Genomic DNA, 17926 nt, shown 5'->3' with positions numbered 1-17926 from the left:
TAGTTAATTTTTTCGGATAATTTAGCGATCGCCCACGGCATCGCACAAATGTCTATCTTCCTCCTTCACTTCGGCATTTGTTCGCAAATAATCCCGCACGCGATCGCATCCAGAGGCTAGTACCCGATCTAACTCTACACTCTCCTCTAAATTCCAGAGAATTACTGTTTTATCCTCTGAAGCAGAAGCAAGAGTTTTGCCCTCAGAACTAAAAACTAAAGACCCCACCCGTGCGTTATGTCCAATTAAAGTGGTAATCTCATTGCCGTCACGTTGCCAAAGTTTAATCATACCGTCACTACCCCCTGTAGCGATCGTTTTATTGTCTGGACTAAAAGCCACACTCCAAATTCCAGAAATATGTCCCTTGAGAGTGTGTAGCAACTTACCATCACGACTCCAAAGTTTAGCCGTTTTGTCATCACTCGCCGAAACAATTACCTCGCCGTCCGGGCTGAAAGCTACACCAAAAACTAAACTACTGTGACCTTGAAGGGTCTTAATTAACCTACCATCAAGCCGCCAAAGCTTAACTGTCTTATCTCCACTTGTTGAAGCAATAACCTTCCCATCAGGACTAAAAGCTACCCCCCAAACCCCAGCTTTATGTCCTCTGAGGGGAGCCAATTCGGTTCCGTCTAACCGCCAAAGTTTGACTGTTCTATCCCCACTGGAAGAAGCTATAATTTTGCCGTCAGGACTAAAAACGACTCTCCTCATATCAACTCCTGCTGCGAGAGTCTTTAATAAAGTGCCATCAGCACTCCAAAGTTTAACTGATTTGTCTGCACTAGCTACAGCAATAATTTTGCTATCGGGACTGATAGCAACACCACTAAACGCAGAGTTACGCCCCTCAAATCGCCTCAGTAACTTACCGTTTCTGTGCCAAAGGAAAACTTCGTTTCCGCTTGATGAAACAACTAATCCTTGATTTTTGCTTAAAGCTACTCCCCAAACGCCAGCAGTATGTCTCCGTAGAATTGTCAGCAAGGAATTACTGAATTTCCAGAGTTTAACAGTGCCATCAAAAGAAGTCGATGCCAGATATTCCCCATTGTGACTAAATGAAAGATCGCTAATTGCGCTGCCATGTGCTTTGATTGTGGTGAGTAAGGTGCCGTCAATGTTCCAGAGTTTGAGTATTTGGTTATCAGAACCAGAGGCGATCGTTTCTCCATCGGGGCTAAAAGCTAATGCCTGAATTCCGGCCTCATGGGCGGCAATTGTTCTTAACAAAGTGCCGTCACGGTGCCAGAGTTTAATAGTACCATCTCCAGTGCCCGCAGCAATGGTATTACCATCAGGACTAAAGGTAATGGATAAGACAGGAGATTCATTTTGTGAAAGCGTTTTGAGCAAGGTGCCATCGCGCCGCCAGATTTTCACAGTGCTATCTTCAGAAGCTGAGGCAATTAACTCTCCATCTGGGCTAAAAATGGCTTTCCTGACTACGCCGAGATGCCCTGTTAATGTCTTGAATAATGTGCCATTGCGCCGCCACAGTTTCACCGTACTATCTTGGGAAGCTGAGACAATTAATTCTCCATCTTGGCTAAACTTGACGCTGTAAATTGGAGCTTTATGTCCTGTGAGAGTGTGTAAAGGTAGTGCTGCTTTATCTGTGCTACTGTTAAGCTGCCAGAGTTTAATTGTTAAGTCTCCACTCCCAGAAACGATAAGCTGACGATCGGGACTGATCGCAATTCCTAGAACGGGTGCTATATGTGCTTTGAAGGTGCGAATTAATCTGCCATCTTGATGCCAAATTTGCACTTCCCCGTCGCTTGTCCCCACAGCGATCTTCTCATCATCAGGACTAATGGCTAAGGCATTCATCCAACCACTATTGCCTGAAAAACGGTTATATTCAATTGCTCCATAAATTGCTCGACGTAGCGCCGATTCAACCATGTCATTTGTCGGGCGATCTGTACCGTTTAATAGTTGTAGTTCTTTTCTGGCTTTGAGGGCTTCTATTAAGGCATCTAACCGCTTATCTAAGGCAAACAAGGCTTCGGAATACCGCGTTATGCTTTGAATTTTACCAATTTTTTCGTTGCGTTGGCTTTGAGTAGCTTGATGATATTGTGAAAAGGCGATCGCTCCCAATCCTAAAGCTAAGATTAATGCCATACTTAGTGTTACTATAAAGTGTTTTTGTCGTTTGGCATTTTTTTTCTGCTCGAACAGTCGCGCTTCAACCTCTGTTAGTCGTGCTGCTTCTAGTGCTTGTTGCACTTCGATTCGGTCTAATTCTTCACTTTGGGATAAAAACTGATAATCTAGGTCACTTAAACTTTTTCCTCGCGCCCAATTCTGAGCGTCTTGCAATGCTTTTCCCCGCAATAGGCGCGATTTATCTTGTTGTTTTGCCGCCCACCACGCATCTAAGTTTTGCGAGTAAGGACGTAGTAATCCTAATTTGGTTTCGATCCATTCGCTGTCAAAAACTTTTTGATAAATTCGATTTTTTACTTTCAGGAAACCTTGTTTTTTTTCTACCAAGCCACTGAGTAGCAATTCTATTTGTTCTCGACTGTCATCGGTTGGCACTGCCACGCCTTGCCAAATTTTCTGGTAAATTCCCAGCCATCTACCCATGCGTTGCTCGTTTCGCAAGATGCGATCGCGGATTGTCTTTAAATGCTCAGGTTCATCTTGCGATTCCCAGTTATTGATGATGTTTTCTGTCACTACCGATTCCACAAAAAATTCCTCGGTTCCCGGTGGTATTTTTAAATCCCCGCTGTGGGATGCGCCCGCTATTCTTACCACTAATTCACATATTTTTTGAGTTAAAAATGGCTGCCCTCCAGTCCAAGCTAAGATTTCTTTGAGAACTGCTTGCGGATTTGCTATGACATTTTCTAACCCTTTCGCTAATGGTTGCGCTTCTTCTAAGCTAAATCCTGACAAATCGATTGCTTGTCCGATATTAAAAGGTGTCCGATTTTTATCGGCGATTAAATCGCTTGGTGTAGCTACTCCAAAAATCGCGAAGGTAATCCGGTTGTATTCTGGATTAATGGATCGTTGGTTGTAACAATAACGAATCAAGGCAAAAAAGTCATCAACGGGAAAATCTAAGCTTAAAATACTATCAATCTCATCGACAAATATAAAAATTCGCTCGTTAGCAAAGTTTTCTAATAAAAGATCTTCAATAAATTGACTCAATCTTTGCAGAAGAGAAACTTCTTCTTGTTCTTTCCACCAAGTTTTTAAATTAACTTTTTCTAACAAATTGAAGCTGCGCCACAAATCCCCAACAATTCCTTTATACCATTGTAATGGAGTGATATTTTCGCTGCCGATGCGGGTCATGTCGATCGTGCTGCATTGAAATCCTTCGGCTTGCAGTCGGTGCAGGGTACGGACTAAGAGAGAAGATTTGCCCATTTGCCGGGAGTTAAGCACGTAACAAAATTCGCCAGCTTTTAAGGCTTCATAAAGTTCGGAATCTGCTTGTCGCACTACGTATGTAGGCGCATCACTGGCGAGACTGCCACCAATTTGGTATGTTACCTGGGTCATGCCGTTTATGGGTGGGTTTAAAGATGAGTATTTAGTAAATTTATTTAGAGGTGAGGATGTGGTGCTGGAGCTTCATTATAATATAAATAATTCCAAATATTGGTTAATTACCCCCTTTTTTTTAGTCCGCCTATGCGGACTTTGTTTGTATAGCAGCGATTTCCAATCGCCAGAAAACGTCGAGTTTTTAAGGCTGATATTGGACGCAAAGAAACTGTAAAGTGGGGTCTAAATAAAGTTGTGCGAACCAAAATAGAGGCGGTACAACTCGCAGCTTAGCGTACAGCGGTTGTTATCGATATGAATCAGCCCCATACTCAATAATTTAGAAGCCACTATCGGATCTAATTCGACTCCGTGTTCCGATTTTACCACTTGTTTAAGTGCAACCGCAAGTTCGGGATAGTCTTGCAATGTTGCCCAAAAACTCCGCAGGTAATCTTTATAAATTCCCGCTATTGTCGGAGCTTGTTGTAGTACCTGATCTAGCGTTACACTGTTTTGACAGAGGTGGTAAAGAGCTAGCCGCACCAGATAAGGATGTCCCCCCACCATTGCCATCAGTCGATCGGCATCGGGGCTATCTGTCCAATCCAGTCCGTGACGCTGGGCTAAAGCAAGTATCTGCTCTTCTGTAAAATAGGGCAATTGCAGCGGTAAACCGACATTAAAAGGCGATTCAGTTATCTTTAAAGGAATATAAATTTCTGTGGAGTGAAGAACAATTAACCGCAGTTTTCCCAAAGTTTCAATCCGCTTTGCTTCTTCATGCCAGCTTCGCAGCAGCGGCAAAAATTCTCTAGCAATTTTGGGATATTCAAAAATTATATTTACTTCATTTAAAGCTAACACAAGAGGAGTATTTATTTCTGCTAATACATATTGTTGCAAATAGATGGTGCAGCTTACTTTGCTACCCATGTCTTCATCCCAATAATCATCTAATAGAGGTGGTAATTCTAGGTTACGGCTGATGTTGGCACAAAACCAGCGTAAAAATTTATCGATATTGGCTAAGACAGCTTCCTCGGCTTGCTGAAAATCTAAACTTACAGTTCGATAGTCAAGAGAAGTCGCGCGATCTAAAATCCGTAGCAGAAGGGAACTTTTTCCCATCTTCCTGGGAGCTTTAATCCGCAGCACACTTCCTGGTTTGGTAATCTCTCGATAGGCGAGTTCTTCAATTAGCGGGTGAGGGATATAAAATGGCGAATCCAGGGGCACGGGAGAACCGGGAAATTCTAAAGGTGTTGCTAGGCATTTGCTGCGGGTGAATGCTTCAATTAATTCTCGTTCCTCTGCGGTGAGGGAACGTGATTCTACACAAGAGCGAAAATTTGATTTGCTAATAGATGTCTGCAAGATTTGAGAGAGAGATTGCCACAAAGACGAGGCGATGTTTCTCAGGTAATGCTCTCCGTAATGAGAGCCCGATGCAATACTTGTATAAGTCTTTCCTTCCCAAACTTGGCGGAGTATGATTTCTTGTACTGGATATAAATCTTTTTGTAATCGCACACGAGTTAGCTGTAGTACCTCATCTATCGTCATAACTGGCAATAACTATATAAGTGTATCGTTGATATTATCACTTATGATTGACTGTAAAGCTGAAAGCGATCGCCTATTGGATTGCCACACGATCCTGTCGCGACATTTCTCAGGGGGTAATTGGTCACATCGGTTAATTATCCCCCGAAGAGTATCACTATCAATAAATAATTCCCTCGCGGGGTGGGGACGGGTGTATTTAACCTGTCTGCACTCTTCAAGGGTACAAGAGTGAACCGACCTCTAGAGGTTTTTGAGAATGGTTCTCTTGATTATGTTAAATCCGTGACATCCGTTAAATCTGGTGATTACCCCGTTGCCTGACTGATCGCTGAGTGCTATAACCTAATTTCAATGGGCGCTGGCGCTCTTACTGGAAAGGAATCTGCGCTCAGTTTGTCTTGATCCTTTGCCAAAATGTCATGCCGGTGTCACAGTTGGTAGTAAAGGCAGAATAAAAAATGTGACAGTTGACTTTGCTAAAGCTTAGTCGATTGATGTTAATTTAATTAACAGTAGTTTCAGATCGCTGCATTTACTCATCACAAGCGTTAACTCCAAAAGCATAATTCTTCTTTTTGTGCTAGCAGGTTTTTTGATTTCCCTGTAATCCTGTTTTAAAAACTTTAGCAAATAACCTAGTTGATTTAATGCAAATGGTTCATAAAATATTTCCTAATTATTTTATTCCTCACGGTCATTGCTACTTGTGGAAGCCGGGATTAGTGGGGCTACACGTTTTGTCCGATGGCTTGATAGCCGTCGCTTACTTTGTGATACCGCTCACGCTGATTTATATTGTCAAAAAGCGGAAAGATGTGCCTTTTGACTGGGTTTTCATGCTGTTTAGCTCTTTTATTATCTGCTGCGGGATTACCCATATTATGGAAATATGGACGCTGTGGCATCCTAATTATTGGTTCTCTGGTTTTCTTAAAGCGATTACGGCGCTGATTTCGCTATCTACAGCAGCAGTGCTGGTGGAACTAATCCCAAAAATCTTGGCTATTCCCAGTCCAGATCAATTGGCGGTGGCAAATGTAGCTTTACAAAAGGAGATTGGCGAGCGCAAACAAGCTCAAGAAGCACTCTCGGAATTAATGCTAGAATTGGAAAAACGGGTTATTGAGAGGACGATCGCTTTAGAATCCACTAATGAACTTTTGCTACAGGAAAATCGCGATCGCTCTTTGGCTGAAAATTCATTGCGGCACTCGGAAGCTAAACTGCTAGAACAAACTCAGCATTTAGAAAACGCTCTGCAACAACTTAAAGGCGCTCAAGCTCAACTCGTGCAAACTGAAAAAATGTCGTCTTTGGGGCAAATGGTAGCTGGGGTTGCCCACGAAATAAATAACCCTGTCAACTTCATTTATGGCAATCTGATTCCGGCTGAGGAATACATTAAAGATATTGTGGCATTGATTAAGGCTTATCAAGTTTATTACCCCACTCCTGCGCCGGAAATTGCAGACAAAATTCACACTATCGAACTCGATTTTATTTTAAAAGACCTGCAAAAACTTTTGGGTTCGATCAAAATTGGAGCAGAGCGAATTAGGGAGATTGTTAAATCTTTACGGACTTTCTCTCGGTTAGACGAAGCCGACATGAAAAAGGTAAATATCCATGAAGGTCTCGATAGCACTTTAATGATTTTGCAGCACCGCTTGAAAGAACAACCAAACCGTCCGCCTATCCAAGTGATTAAAGAGTATGGAGATTTGCCAAAATTGGAATGCTACGCTGGGCAGCTTAACCAAGTATTTATGAATATTTGTTCTAATGCTATTGACGCTTTAGAACAGATGGCACAGCAGGGAGATTTGGCCAACGGCTATTGGGAAAATAATTTCTCTGGCAACTTACAAAACACCTATTGCCCACTTCTAAAAATTCGCATCCGCACGCTTTTAGTTGATGGCAAGTGGGTGCAGATTCACATTGCTGATAATGGCACTGGCATAGATTATGATGCGATCGCAAAAATTTACGATCCATTTTATACGACGAAACCTATCGGTGCTGGTACCGGGCTGGGTTTGGCAATTTCTTATCAGATTATTCAAGCCCATGAAGGTTATTTGCGCTGCACTTCCGAGGTTGGGAGAGGTACTGAGTTTATCATTGAAATTCCTTTGCGATCGCAATTTGGCGATCGCCACCTAGTGCAAAAGCAAGCTGTTATGAACAAGCTGGGTTGAGGCGTTAATAAATAATAAATAATGCTGAATCCAGCTACAATTTTCGTTTTTTTTATTTTTTGCCTAACTGAGGCATCATCAAATTCATACTATCTACCAATAACAAGTATTATGTGGGAAGCACTCAAAAATATCTTTTCCCCAACTCAGTATATGCCTCACGGTCATTGCTATCTTTGGCAAACGCCTTTAGTGTGGCTGCACGTAACTGGGGACTTTTTAATCGCGATCGCCTACTATTCAATTCCGGCGATGCTAATTTATTTTATCTTCAAGCGGCGCGATGTTCCTTTTTTAGGAATATTTGCTTTATTTGGTGCATTTATTATTCTGTGCGGCACGGGTCACTTGCTAGACATTTGGACGTTGTGGCATTCCGCTTATTGGCTGTCGGGGATTGAAAAAGGAATTACTGCACTGGTTTCCTGCTTCACAGCCGCCTCGATGGTAACACTATTGCCCCAGTTTTTGTCTTTAAAAACCCCCCAAGAATTAGAGACCATAAATCGCCAATTGCAGAGTGAGATTTCTGTGCGGGAAGATGCTGAATTAGCGTTGCGCCACGCTTATGATGATTTAGAAATTAAAGTCCAAGAGCGCACCGCAGAGTTGACAGAAATTAATGGTTATTTAGAAGCAGAAATTAGAGAAAGAATAGCTGCTGAATCGGCTTTGCGCGAACGAGAAACTAGGTTAACAGAACAACAAACTGGCTTGCTAGAATTAGCCAAAAATTCTAGTATATACGAGGGAAATATCGGCGAGGCGTTGAGAGAGATTACGCAAATGGCAACCCGTACTCTGAATGTTGAGCGGGCAAGTATTTGGTTTTATCAGGAAGATAAATCCGCAATGTGCTGTGCGGATCTTTACGAACTGACGCCCAATCAACACAGCGCCGGTGCAGAACTGAAAGTTGCTGACTATCCTAGCTATTTCCAAGCTTTGAATACAGAACAGGCGATCGCAGCGGTTGATGCCAAAACCGATCCGCGCACCCGAGAATTTAGCGAATCTTATTTGATGCCTTTAAACATCTCGTCGATGCTAGATGTTCCTATTACCCATAAAGGGCAAATTGCGGGTGTAATTTGTTTAGAACATCTGGGAACGACCAGGAATTGGACGCTCGACGAACAAAGCTTCGCTAGCTATGTGGCGCAGATCGCAGCTTTAGCAATGGAAGCTCGCGATCGTAAGCAAGCTGAGTTAAACTTGCGTTCTGTCACCGAACGTTTGCAATATTTGCTGGCGACTACCCCGGCGGTGATTTTTAGCTGCAAATTAGGGGGAAATTATGATGTAACATTTGTCAGCGATAATATTGTTTCAATGATTGGTTACGAAGCGCGAGAATTGGTTGATGGTTCCCTTGATTGGCATAGCCTGGTTCATCCAGAAGATCGAGAGATTGTTGATACTTCATTCGCTCAGATATTGGAAAAAGAATCGATTTCCTACGAATACCGCGAACGGCACAAAGACGGTAGTTATCGCTGGATTTACGATGAGATCAAGTTAGTCAAAAATTCTGCTGGCATACCTGTGGAGTGCGTGGGTTATGGAGTAGATATTACTGCTCGCAAACAGGCGGAAGCAGCTTTGCAGCAACAAGTTAAAAGAGAGCGGCTCGTGAATGCTATTCAAGAGCGGATTCGCTCCTCTCTTAACCTAGAAGAAGTAATGAAAATGGCTGTGGAAGAAATTCGCCAGTTTTTGTCAACTGATAGAACAGTTATTTACCGCTTTAACCCAGATTGGAGTGGATTTATAGCCGTCGAGTCGGTATCTGTCAGTACGATGCCGATTTTGGGAATTGACATTAATGACCCTTGTTTTCGAGAACGCTACGTCTCTGTTTACGAGCAGGGACACCTGCGCGCGATCGACAATATTTATACGGCAGGTATTTCAGAGTGCCACGTTAATTTACTGAGCGAGTTGGAAATTAAAGCTAACCTCGTGGTTCCCATTTTGCAAGGTGAAAAACTCTGGGGGCTACTAATTGCTCATCACTGCCGCAGTCAAAGGCATTGGACTTCTTCTGAGATAGAATCTCTCCAGCAAATTTCCGTGCAGCTAGCAATTGCCATCCAGCAATCCACCCTTTTTGAACAAGCCAAAACAGAAATTGCGGAACGCAAATTAGCAGAAACAGCATTACAAAAAGCTGTCGTAGCTGCTGATACAGCTAACCGCGCCAAGAGCGAATTCCTTTCTTCTATGAGCCACGAACTGCGGACTCCTCTGAATGCCATTCTCGGATTTAGTCAGGTGATGGTGCGCGATTCATCTCTCAACAATCAACACCAGCAGCACCTAGAAATTATTAATCGCGCCGGTGAACACTTGCTTTCGCTAATTAATGACATTTTGGAAATGTCCAAAATTGAAGCGGGCAGAAGTCAGCTTAATAAAAGCAGTTTTAATTTAATGCGCTTGCTAAAAACCTTAGAAGAAATGTTTCGATTAAAAGCTAAATCTAAGAAATTGCAGCTAAATTTGGAAGTGGGTGACGGTGTACCGGATTTTGTTAGTGGAGATGAAGGTAAATTGCGCCAAATTTTGATTAATCTTGTAGGAAATGCGATCAAGTTTACAGAGATGGGTAGCGTTACTTTGCGAGTTAAAAAGAAGGTAGAAGAAAGTTTGGGGGCTGAAACCGCAGAGTTTTCGGACACACAAAAACAACTTGCCGACGCGGGTTGTGAACATTCCGAAAGCTTAGCGGTTGAAACCACAGCTATACAAAAAAAACCCGGATGGTGCACTGGTTTTAATCAGTCCGAAAGGTTGGCGGACTTTGATGCTGTAGACGCGAATGACCTTCGCCCGGAATTGTTACGCCTTCAGTTTGAAATTGAAGATACTGGCCTTGGCATTGCCGCAGAAGAGATGAATAAGTTATTTGAACCCTTTGAGCAAACAAAAACAGGTCAAAAGTCTCAACAGGGGACTGGATTAGGTTTACCAATTAGCCGCAAATTTGTACAAATGATGGGAGGAGATATTACTGTCAGCAGTACACCTGAGTTGGGAAGTAAGTTTGCATTTGATATTCAAATCCGCCTTGCCCCTCCCAGCGAGATTAAAATCCTTAAACCGCAGAAAAAAGTCATTAGTTTAGCACCGAATCAACCAGAATACCGGATTTTGGTTGTTGACGATCGCGCCGATAACTGCCTAGTAATAGAGAGATTATTGTCACCACTAGGCCTCATGGTGCGATCGGCTAGAGATGGTCAAGAAGCTATTGCTGTATGGGAGGATTGGCAACCGCACCTGATCTGGATGGATATGCAAATGCCTGTCATGGATGGCTATGAAGCCACAAGACAAATTAAAGCTCATCCTCTTGGAAAACAAACTGCAATAGTTGCTCTTACTGCTAGCGCTTTTGAAGAAGAACGACAAACTATTTTAGGAGCAGGCTGCGATGATTTCATGCGTAAACCCTTCGAGGCAAAGATATTATTTGCGAAAATGGAAGAACTTTTAGGAGTGCGTTACATTTACGAGGAATCTGTTGATGCACCACTAGAAAAGGAAAGCGAAATTAGCGGAGTGACTAGCAATCAATCTGTCGAGTCACAACTCTGTCAAATGCCTATTGAGTGGGTACAAAAGATATCTCATGCTGCTCATGAATGTTGCGACGATAAAATTGTCAAGTTGATTGAGGAAATGCCGAGTCAGTTTGCTTTATCCGCACAATATTTAACTACTTTGGTGCAGGATTTCCTATTTGACGATATTATAGATATAGCGCAGTCAGCAGTTGCGATGAGGTAAAAATACCAGTTTTCAACTAATCTAAAGTTGGGAGGTTATTTTTTTTTAAAAAGACCTAACATTAAGCCCAAATAGCGTCTCCTTGCCATCTCTTTTTAGGATAGAAAATCGAAATTTATACTATGGCGTTTTTTTTTGAGGTAAACTTCTTAAGTGTTAATATCTTTTCTCTTAATAAACTACCGTGAGCGATCGCATGGACAGCAATCAATATTTTACAATTCAACCCAACATTTTAGTAGTTGATGATAAGCCCGATAATGTGCGGCTTTTATCTACAATTTTGACCGAACAAGGGTATCAGGTTCGTAAAGCGCTGAACGGGCAAAGGGCGATCGCTACAGTGCAAGAGTTTCCGCCGACTCTAATTTTGCTGGACGTGATGATGCCAGACATGAATGGATATGAGGTATGTGCAAAGTTGAAAGCTTCACCAAAAACCAGTTCCATTCCCGTGATTTTCTTAAGCGCCTTAGATGACGTTTTAGATAAGGTGAAAGCTTTTGATGTGGGAGCAGTTGACTATATTACTAAACCTTTTCAAGGTAAAGAAGTGTTGGCACGAGTGGCAAATCAGTTAACAATTCAAAGTCAACAACAGTTACTTCAAGAGCAAACGAAGCAATTCCAAGAACTTGTCGAACGTTTGCAAAACGAAATTAAAGAGCGGCAGGGGGTGGAGGTAGCTTTACGGCTTGCTCAAACAAAGTCGGATCATTTATTGCTGAATATTTTACCAGCAGCGATTGTTGAAAATTTGAAAAAGGGCCAGGGTTCTCCTGCCCAGAGGTTTGATTCAGCAACAGTTCTTTTTGCCGATATTGTCGATTTTACGTCTATTGCTGCTAGAATGTTACCTCTAGAATTGGTAAATGTACTGAACCAGATTTTTTCAAGGTTTGACCAACTAACTGAAAAACACGGTTTGGAAAAAATTAAAACAATTGGAGATGCTTATATGGTAGCGGGGGGGTTGCCTGTGCCGAGGGCAGATCATGTAGAAGCGATCGCGAAAATGGCCTTGGATATGCAGGAAGCGATCGCGGATTTTCAAACTGACAGAGGCGAACCATTTCAAATTCGGATTGGCATTCATACAGGGCCCGTAGTTGCTGGCGTAATTGGCACTAAAAAATTTATATATGACTTGTGGGGAGATACTGTTAATGTTGCTTCTCGGATGGAATGTCAAGGATTACCGGGATATATTCAAGTTACTACGGCTATTTACGAACTGTTAAAAGATCAGTATTTATTTGAGGAAAGAGGTGCGATCGCGGTTAAAGGAAAAGGAGAGATGATCGCCTATTGGCTAAAGGCTACAAAAGATAATTCAGCGGTTGAAACCGATGCTTGTCAAACGCAGTCCACTCCTACCGAACTAAGAGAATACCCACATACCCGAATTATTTAAGAAGTCGGGCATCTCACCTACGAACTATGGATGAACGTCGAGCTAATCCTTAAAAAATGAAAATAATTTGCAGCTTCCAATTTGTATTTTCCCGGACGATTTCAATGCGATCGATAAATTCTCGAAAGTAAAACCTGCGTTCTGATTCTGATAAATCGAGCCAAAATTGCGGCAGGGAAACTGTTTGGGCAATTTCTCGCAAATTTACTGGGGGTAGTTGCGCTAATTTGCTTTGCTGTTCGGCAATTTCGGTGCGAATTTTGTATGCTCTCAACTCTGCCGTTTCCGTGTCTAATATGCCGCTGTCAATCAGGGCCCCAAGTTGCTGTATGATTTCTTGTTTTGATGCGATCGCCCTGACAATTCCTGCTTTAATTCCATTCATATTCGGCATTTGTAACCCAGCAACAGCATCGGGTAAATCTCGACAAATACCGGCGATGGTTAATTGCAATACTTCATCGTAGGAAAGGCCGCTACATTTAGGCTGTTTTGGACAGTTAATCGGTCGCAAATAAAGGTATTCTTTTTCTTTGCGGTAGGAGGTGACTTTGGCAACTGTCATGGGCGATTTGCATTCTGCACAAATTGCTAAACCTGCGAGGGAACGTGGGGCGCTAGCGCTGCGAGGAGAAAGGCAGCGGTTGCGGCGCAGCAACCTGTCTATTTGGGCGGCTTCTTCTCTGGAAATAATCGGGACGTGGGTGTTAGAAATTACTTGACCGTTTTGATATTCCAAATCGCCTCGGTAGGCGGGATTTGTCAGCCAGCGGCGGCCGGTACTTACAGAGATTTTTTTGTTATATTTCTTGGCTAAATACCGCACGGAACCTCGTAAGGAACCGTAAATTAAAAAGTGTTCAAAAAAGTCTTTGACGGTGGGGGCGGTGGTTTTATCGATCGTATAACAATCTTTGCCGCGCCGGTAGCCGTAAGGAGCCTTACCCGGTGGAATCCGGGATTTGATGCGGTTGCGCGCGTGTCCTTTGCGAATACTCCGGCTGTGTTGGCTGCGCTGGATTTCTGCGAGGATTTGCAGCAAGTTTTGGCGGTTTCGCGGTTCTGTTTCTGCTTGTACGATGATTTCGACGCCGAGGTTTTCGAGTTGGGCGAGGTGCGAACACACTTGCTGCAATGTGTCGCCTAGTTCTTCAAACCGCTGAATTAACAAGTATTTGACTGGTTCTGTTTGGCAGTCTTTGAGGAGTTGCTGCAGTTGTTGTCGCCCTCCTAAGTCTTGATAGGTGCGATCGACTTCTTGACCCCAAATTTCCGGTGGAGGTGCTGCTTCCAGTAGCGGTTCGGTGTAAGAATAAGCGATGATTTTCATCTGTTACTCGCTGAGTTCGATGATGTTACCGTCGGGATCTTGGGTAAATAATGCCGATCGACCTGACGCACTCATTTGGAACGGGCAATTGTGAGCGATTAACTGCTGTTTGGCTGCCTCTAAGTTGGCCACAGAAAATGCTAGATGTCGGTTGCGTCCCCATTTGGCATGGTCTACGGCATCTGGGATAATTGTTGCACCTAAAATTAGGTGGAGCTGGAAGTCGCCGATTTGATACCAGATTCCAGGAAATTTTAAGTCTCGATCTATTTTTGGCAGTCCTAATACGGTGCTATAAAAGTGTTGGGATTTTTCCAGGTTGGAGATGAGTATGGCGCTGTGGAGGGATTGAGTAATTTGCATTTCTGTTTGGTATTTATTTTTTTTATTTTAACCACTGATGCAGGCTGATGAGCGCTGATGAACGCAGATTGGTTGATGTTTGTTCAGTTTTTGATATGATAACATTGTCCGTCGCTCTTAATATATCCATTATCAAGTCTTGTAACAAAAAACTGCCCGCTGGGAGTGTTTTTAACAATGGTTTCTCAAAAAAGTGCGATCGTCTCCAGATCGGGCAAATTCCGTCTCCGCAATGTCTTGGTAGTTCCCTTTGTTCTCCAAATTTTGGCGGCTGTTGGCTGCGTTGGCTATCTCTCTTACAGAAACGGAGAGCAGATAGTCAACGATATTGTTAGTCAGTTGCGGCACGAAGTGAGTGCGAGAGTTTACGAACGTGTTCAAACCTATTTGGAAGCTCCGCCACTGGTGAATCAGATCAATCAGGATGCTGTACCTTTGGGGGTGTTGAACTTTGACGATTTGGAGCAAGCTAGACCATATTTTTGGAAACAAGTTCTGCAATTTAAGTCGATCGGTCACGCGGGAATTGCCAACGAAAAAGGTCAGTACCTGCGTGTGGGTTGGGTAAATCGGCTAGTTGGACTTGAAAAACCTCAGCTTGCCCAGCAACTGATTCCGGGGGGCGGCGACTTGATATATTACAACCTTGACGATAATGGAAACCCGACAACAATCGAAAAAAACACGCCCAATTATGACGTTCGCACGCGCCCTTTTTACAGAGTAGCTGTTGAGAAGAAACAGGCAGCTTGGAGTAAAGTTTATATTAATTTTGGCTACGGTACGCTGCAAATTAATGCGAGTCTACCCTATTATGATGCCGAAGGGAAACTAATTGGCGTGCTGACTTGCCAGATGGGACTAGATCAAATTCGCCACTTCCTGCAAACCTTAAGGGTGGGTAATTCCGGTCAAGTATTTATCATTGAACCCCAGGGTGAGTTAATAGCCACTTCGGTTAAAGAACAGCCTCTTTCGGTGGGAATAGGCAAAGATACAAAGCGGCTCAAAGCACAGGAAAGCAGCAACCCATTGATGCGTCAAAGTGTGATTTATCTGCTCGAACGCTTCAAGCATTTGGAAGACATCGATCAAACTGTTCAACTTGACTTTAAGTTTAACGGTGAGCGGCAATTTATCCAAGTTTCTCCGCTAACTGACAAGTACGGCCTCAATTGGCTGAGTGTAGTAGTAGTTCCTGAAGCCGACTTTATGGCGCAAATTTATACTAACACTCGCCAGACCATTTTGCTGTGTATTGTGGCTCTCATTGTCTCTGTTGGAGCGGGTATTCTCACTGCTAGCTGGATTACTCGCCCCCTGAAACAAATTGCTCAAGCTTCAGAATATCTAGCAGGTGGTGCTCTTAACCAGAACGTTGATTCCAGTCTGATTTTGGAAATTGAAACCTTAAGAAATTCCTTTAACAGCATGGCGAGACAACAGCAAGAATCTTTTGAAACCCTAGAAGATAAAGTCAAAGAACGTACCTCTGAACTCGCTACAGCCACTAAACAAATTGCTGCTCTCAACCAGCGCCTGAAAGCGGAAAACCTCCGCATGAGCTCTGAGCTCGATATGCTCAAACAAATGCAGCAGTTGATTCTGCCAAAACCTGCTGAACTTGCAGCCCTTGAAGATTTAGATATTGCCGGATTTATGGAGCCAGCCTCGGAAGTAGGTGGTGATTACTACGACGTACTTTGTACTAACGGAGTTGTCACGATTTGCATTGGTGATGTCACCGGACACGGATTGGAAAGCGGCATTTTGATGGTGATGACTCAAGCTGCTGTCCGCACTCTTCAGGAAATGCAAGAATCCAACCCGGTGCGTTTTTTAGATACCCTCAACCGCACTATTTATAAAAATGTCCAGCGCATGAACTCCGACAAAAATATGACACTAGCTTTGCTAAACTATGCGAATCGCACCATTAGTATCAGCGGCCAACATGAGGAAACTCTTGTGGTCAGGAAAGGCGGTAAAATCCAGCGGATAGACACCATAAATTTAGGATTTCCTATCGGCTTAGATGAGGATATTTCCGATTGGATAAGCCATGTTTTAGTAGACTTAGAGCCGGGGGACGGGGTGGTGCTTTATACTGACGGCATCCCCGAAGCTAGAAATATGCACAAAAAATTCTACGGTATTGAAAGACTCTGTGAAGTGGTTTCTCAAAACTGGCATTTGAGCGCCGAACAAATCAAGGAAGCCACCATCGCTGATTTGCGAAAATTTATTGGAGAACAAAAGGTATTTGATGACATTACTTTGCTAGTATTGAAGCAACAGGGAAATATTGTGCATAATTTATGAGTGACGGTCGTCAACGCGGTTCCTACGACGAGGGGTCTTGGATTTACTGGTCAAGCATCGAAGCATAAACCGGATTTCGAGTTCCGCGCCTGTAAGTTCTAATATTTTACAGCGAGCGAGTCAAACAATTTTTCGCTTCCCGATTCGGAAGTATAAATTATGAAACCACAAATAAATTTAGCATCATCTAAATCTCCAGAAGAACTCCATACCCAGCTACGGGAGTTGAGCGAAAAACTTGAGGAAGTAGAGGATGAAAAAAATAGCTATGAAACCTTAGTAGAAATTATCACGGAACACTCCACGGATCTGGAAAACCAGATCCGTCATAAAAACCGAGAGATGCAGACTTACATCGAGCAGGTAAAAAAGGTTATAGATGCAGCTATTGCTGTAAAAAACAATAGCTTTCAACCCCAGATATTGTCAGATGTGGCAGCGCGCAGTGATGCACTGGGAGAACTGGCACAGGTATTTTCCCATATGGTGCAAACGGTGAAAGCGCGGGAACAAGAATTAGAGAAACTTTTGCAGGCTTACGGACGTTTTGTTCCCGATGAATTTCTCCAATTTCTCGGCAAGCAAAGCATGGTTGATTTCCAGCTTGGAGATCACGTGAGCAAAGAGATGGCAATTATGTTTTCCGATATGCGTTCGTTCACCACGATGGCGGAGCAAATGACTCCTCAAGAAAACTTTGACTTCATCAATAACTATTTACAGCAAGTTAGTCCAGAAATTCGGAAGCACAACGGTTTTATTGTCAAGTATATTGGAGATGGAGTCATGGCAGTTTTTCCCGATGGCGTTGATGATGCTATTCAGGCAGGAATTGTGAAGTTGGAACAGTTGCAAAAATACAATCAAAGCCGTAAAATAAATGGGGATATACCGCTAAAGATTGGCATTGGTATCCATGTGGGTGATACGATGGTTGGGATTATTGGAGATGCGAATCGGATGCAAGCAGATGCGCTCTCAGATCATGTCAATCTCACCGCTCGTCTGGAAGGTTTGACTAAGTATTATGGCGTATCTTTATTAATTTCTGGAGATGTGGTACAACGTTTGAGTCAACCCGAAAAGTATCATATCCGTTTTTTGGATCGGGCTATTGTCAAAGGTAGACAAGAAGCCATTACAGTTTGTGAGGTGTTAGATGTTGAAGTAGAACCAGTGCGATCGCTCAAAATTCAAACTTTGCCTATATTTGAGGAGGGACTCCAAGAATATTGTCAGGGAAATTTTGCTAAGGCCATAGTTTGTTTTGAACAGATAGTAGCCCTAAATCCAGATGACAAGCCCAGTCAACTTTACCTAAAACGCATCCAATCGCTGTTAGAAAATAGTCTTCCGGCTAACTGGAATGGCGTGTGGAAATTCACCAAGAAGTGACCTTAATACATCAATTGG

At 43.0% G+C, this 17926-nt stretch carries 9 protein-coding genes; 5 read left to right on the top strand and 4 right to left on the bottom strand.

Going from position 1 to position 17926, the window contains the following annotated elements:
- Positions 1-21 precede the first annotated feature (21 nt).
- Positions 22-3537 carry a WD40 domain-containing protein gene (locus QUB24_RS24610; protein ID WP_333156156.1) on the bottom strand — a complete coding sequence of 1172 codons (3516 nt, stop codon included), beginning with the start codon at positions 3535-3537 and terminating at the stop codon, positions 22-24.
- Between the two features lie 228 nt (positions 3538-3765).
- Complete coding sequence (locus QUB24_RS24605) at positions 3766-5088, bottom strand: AAA-like domain-containing protein (RefSeq protein ID WP_333156153.1); 1323 nt, start codon at positions 5086-5088, stop codon at positions 3766-3768.
- A 650-nt stretch (positions 5089-5738) separates the two neighbouring features.
- On the opposite strand from QUB24_RS24605, the gene QUB24_RS24600 reads away from it, so the two are divergent.
- The 3 genes from QUB24_RS24600 (at position 5739) to QUB24_RS24590 (ending at position 12498) form a co-directional block, all read left to right on the top strand.
- A complete protein-coding gene (locus tag QUB24_RS24600; RefSeq protein WP_333156151.1) occupies positions 5739-7292 on the top strand; it encodes an ATP-binding protein in 1554 nt (517 codons plus the stop codon).
- Between the two features lie 111 nt (positions 7293-7403).
- The gene (locus tag QUB24_RS24595) at positions 7404-11084 is read left to right on the top strand and encodes a GAF domain-containing protein (protein ID WP_333156149.1); all 3681 of its coding nucleotides are present in this window, start codon (positions 7404-7406) and stop codon (positions 11082-11084) included.
- A gap of 196 nt (positions 11085-11280) precedes the next feature.
- The gene (locus QUB24_RS24590) at positions 11281-12498 is read left to right on the top strand and encodes an adenylate/guanylate cyclase domain-containing protein (protein WP_333156164.1); all 1218 of its coding nucleotides are present in this window, start codon (positions 11281-11283) and stop codon (positions 12496-12498) included.
- A gap of 49 nt (positions 12499-12547) precedes the next feature.
- On the opposite strand, the gene QUB24_RS24585 is transcribed toward QUB24_RS24590, so the two are convergent.
- A complete protein-coding gene (locus QUB24_RS24585; protein WP_333156147.1) occupies positions 12548-13828 on the bottom strand; it encodes a recombinase family protein in 1281 nt (426 codons plus the stop codon).
- A gap of 3 nt (positions 13829-13831) precedes the next feature.
- Entirely contained in the window at positions 13832-14191 is a 360-nt protein-coding gene (locus QUB24_RS24580) for a VOC family protein (protein WP_333156146.1), read from the bottom strand.
- 177 nt (positions 14192-14368) lie between these two features.
- Here QUB24_RS24580 and QUB24_RS24575 point away from each other — a divergent pair, with 177 nt between their 5' ends.
- Both QUB24_RS24575 and QUB24_RS24570 read left to right on the top strand, forming a co-directional pair.
- A complete protein-coding gene (locus QUB24_RS24575; RefSeq protein WP_333156145.1) occupies positions 14369-16513 on the top strand; it encodes a SpoIIE family protein phosphatase in 2145 nt (714 codons plus the stop codon).
- A gap of 159 nt (positions 16514-16672) precedes the next feature.
- Positions 16673-17908 (top strand): adenylate/guanylate cyclase domain-containing protein, encoded by a 1236-nt coding sequence (locus tag QUB24_RS24570; protein ID WP_333156144.1) that lies wholly within the window; start codon positions 16673-16675, stop codon positions 17906-17908.
- Positions 17909-17926 lie beyond the last annotated feature (18 nt).

Origin of the sequence: Microcoleus sp. B9-D4 (assembly GCF_036705105.1) — a bacterium.
Taxonomy (GTDB): Bacteria; Cyanobacteriota; Cyanobacteriia; order Cyanobacteriales; family Microcoleaceae; genus Microcoleus.
Note: the sequence above shows the minus strand (reverse complement) of the source record. Positions and strands in the feature narration are given on the sequence as shown.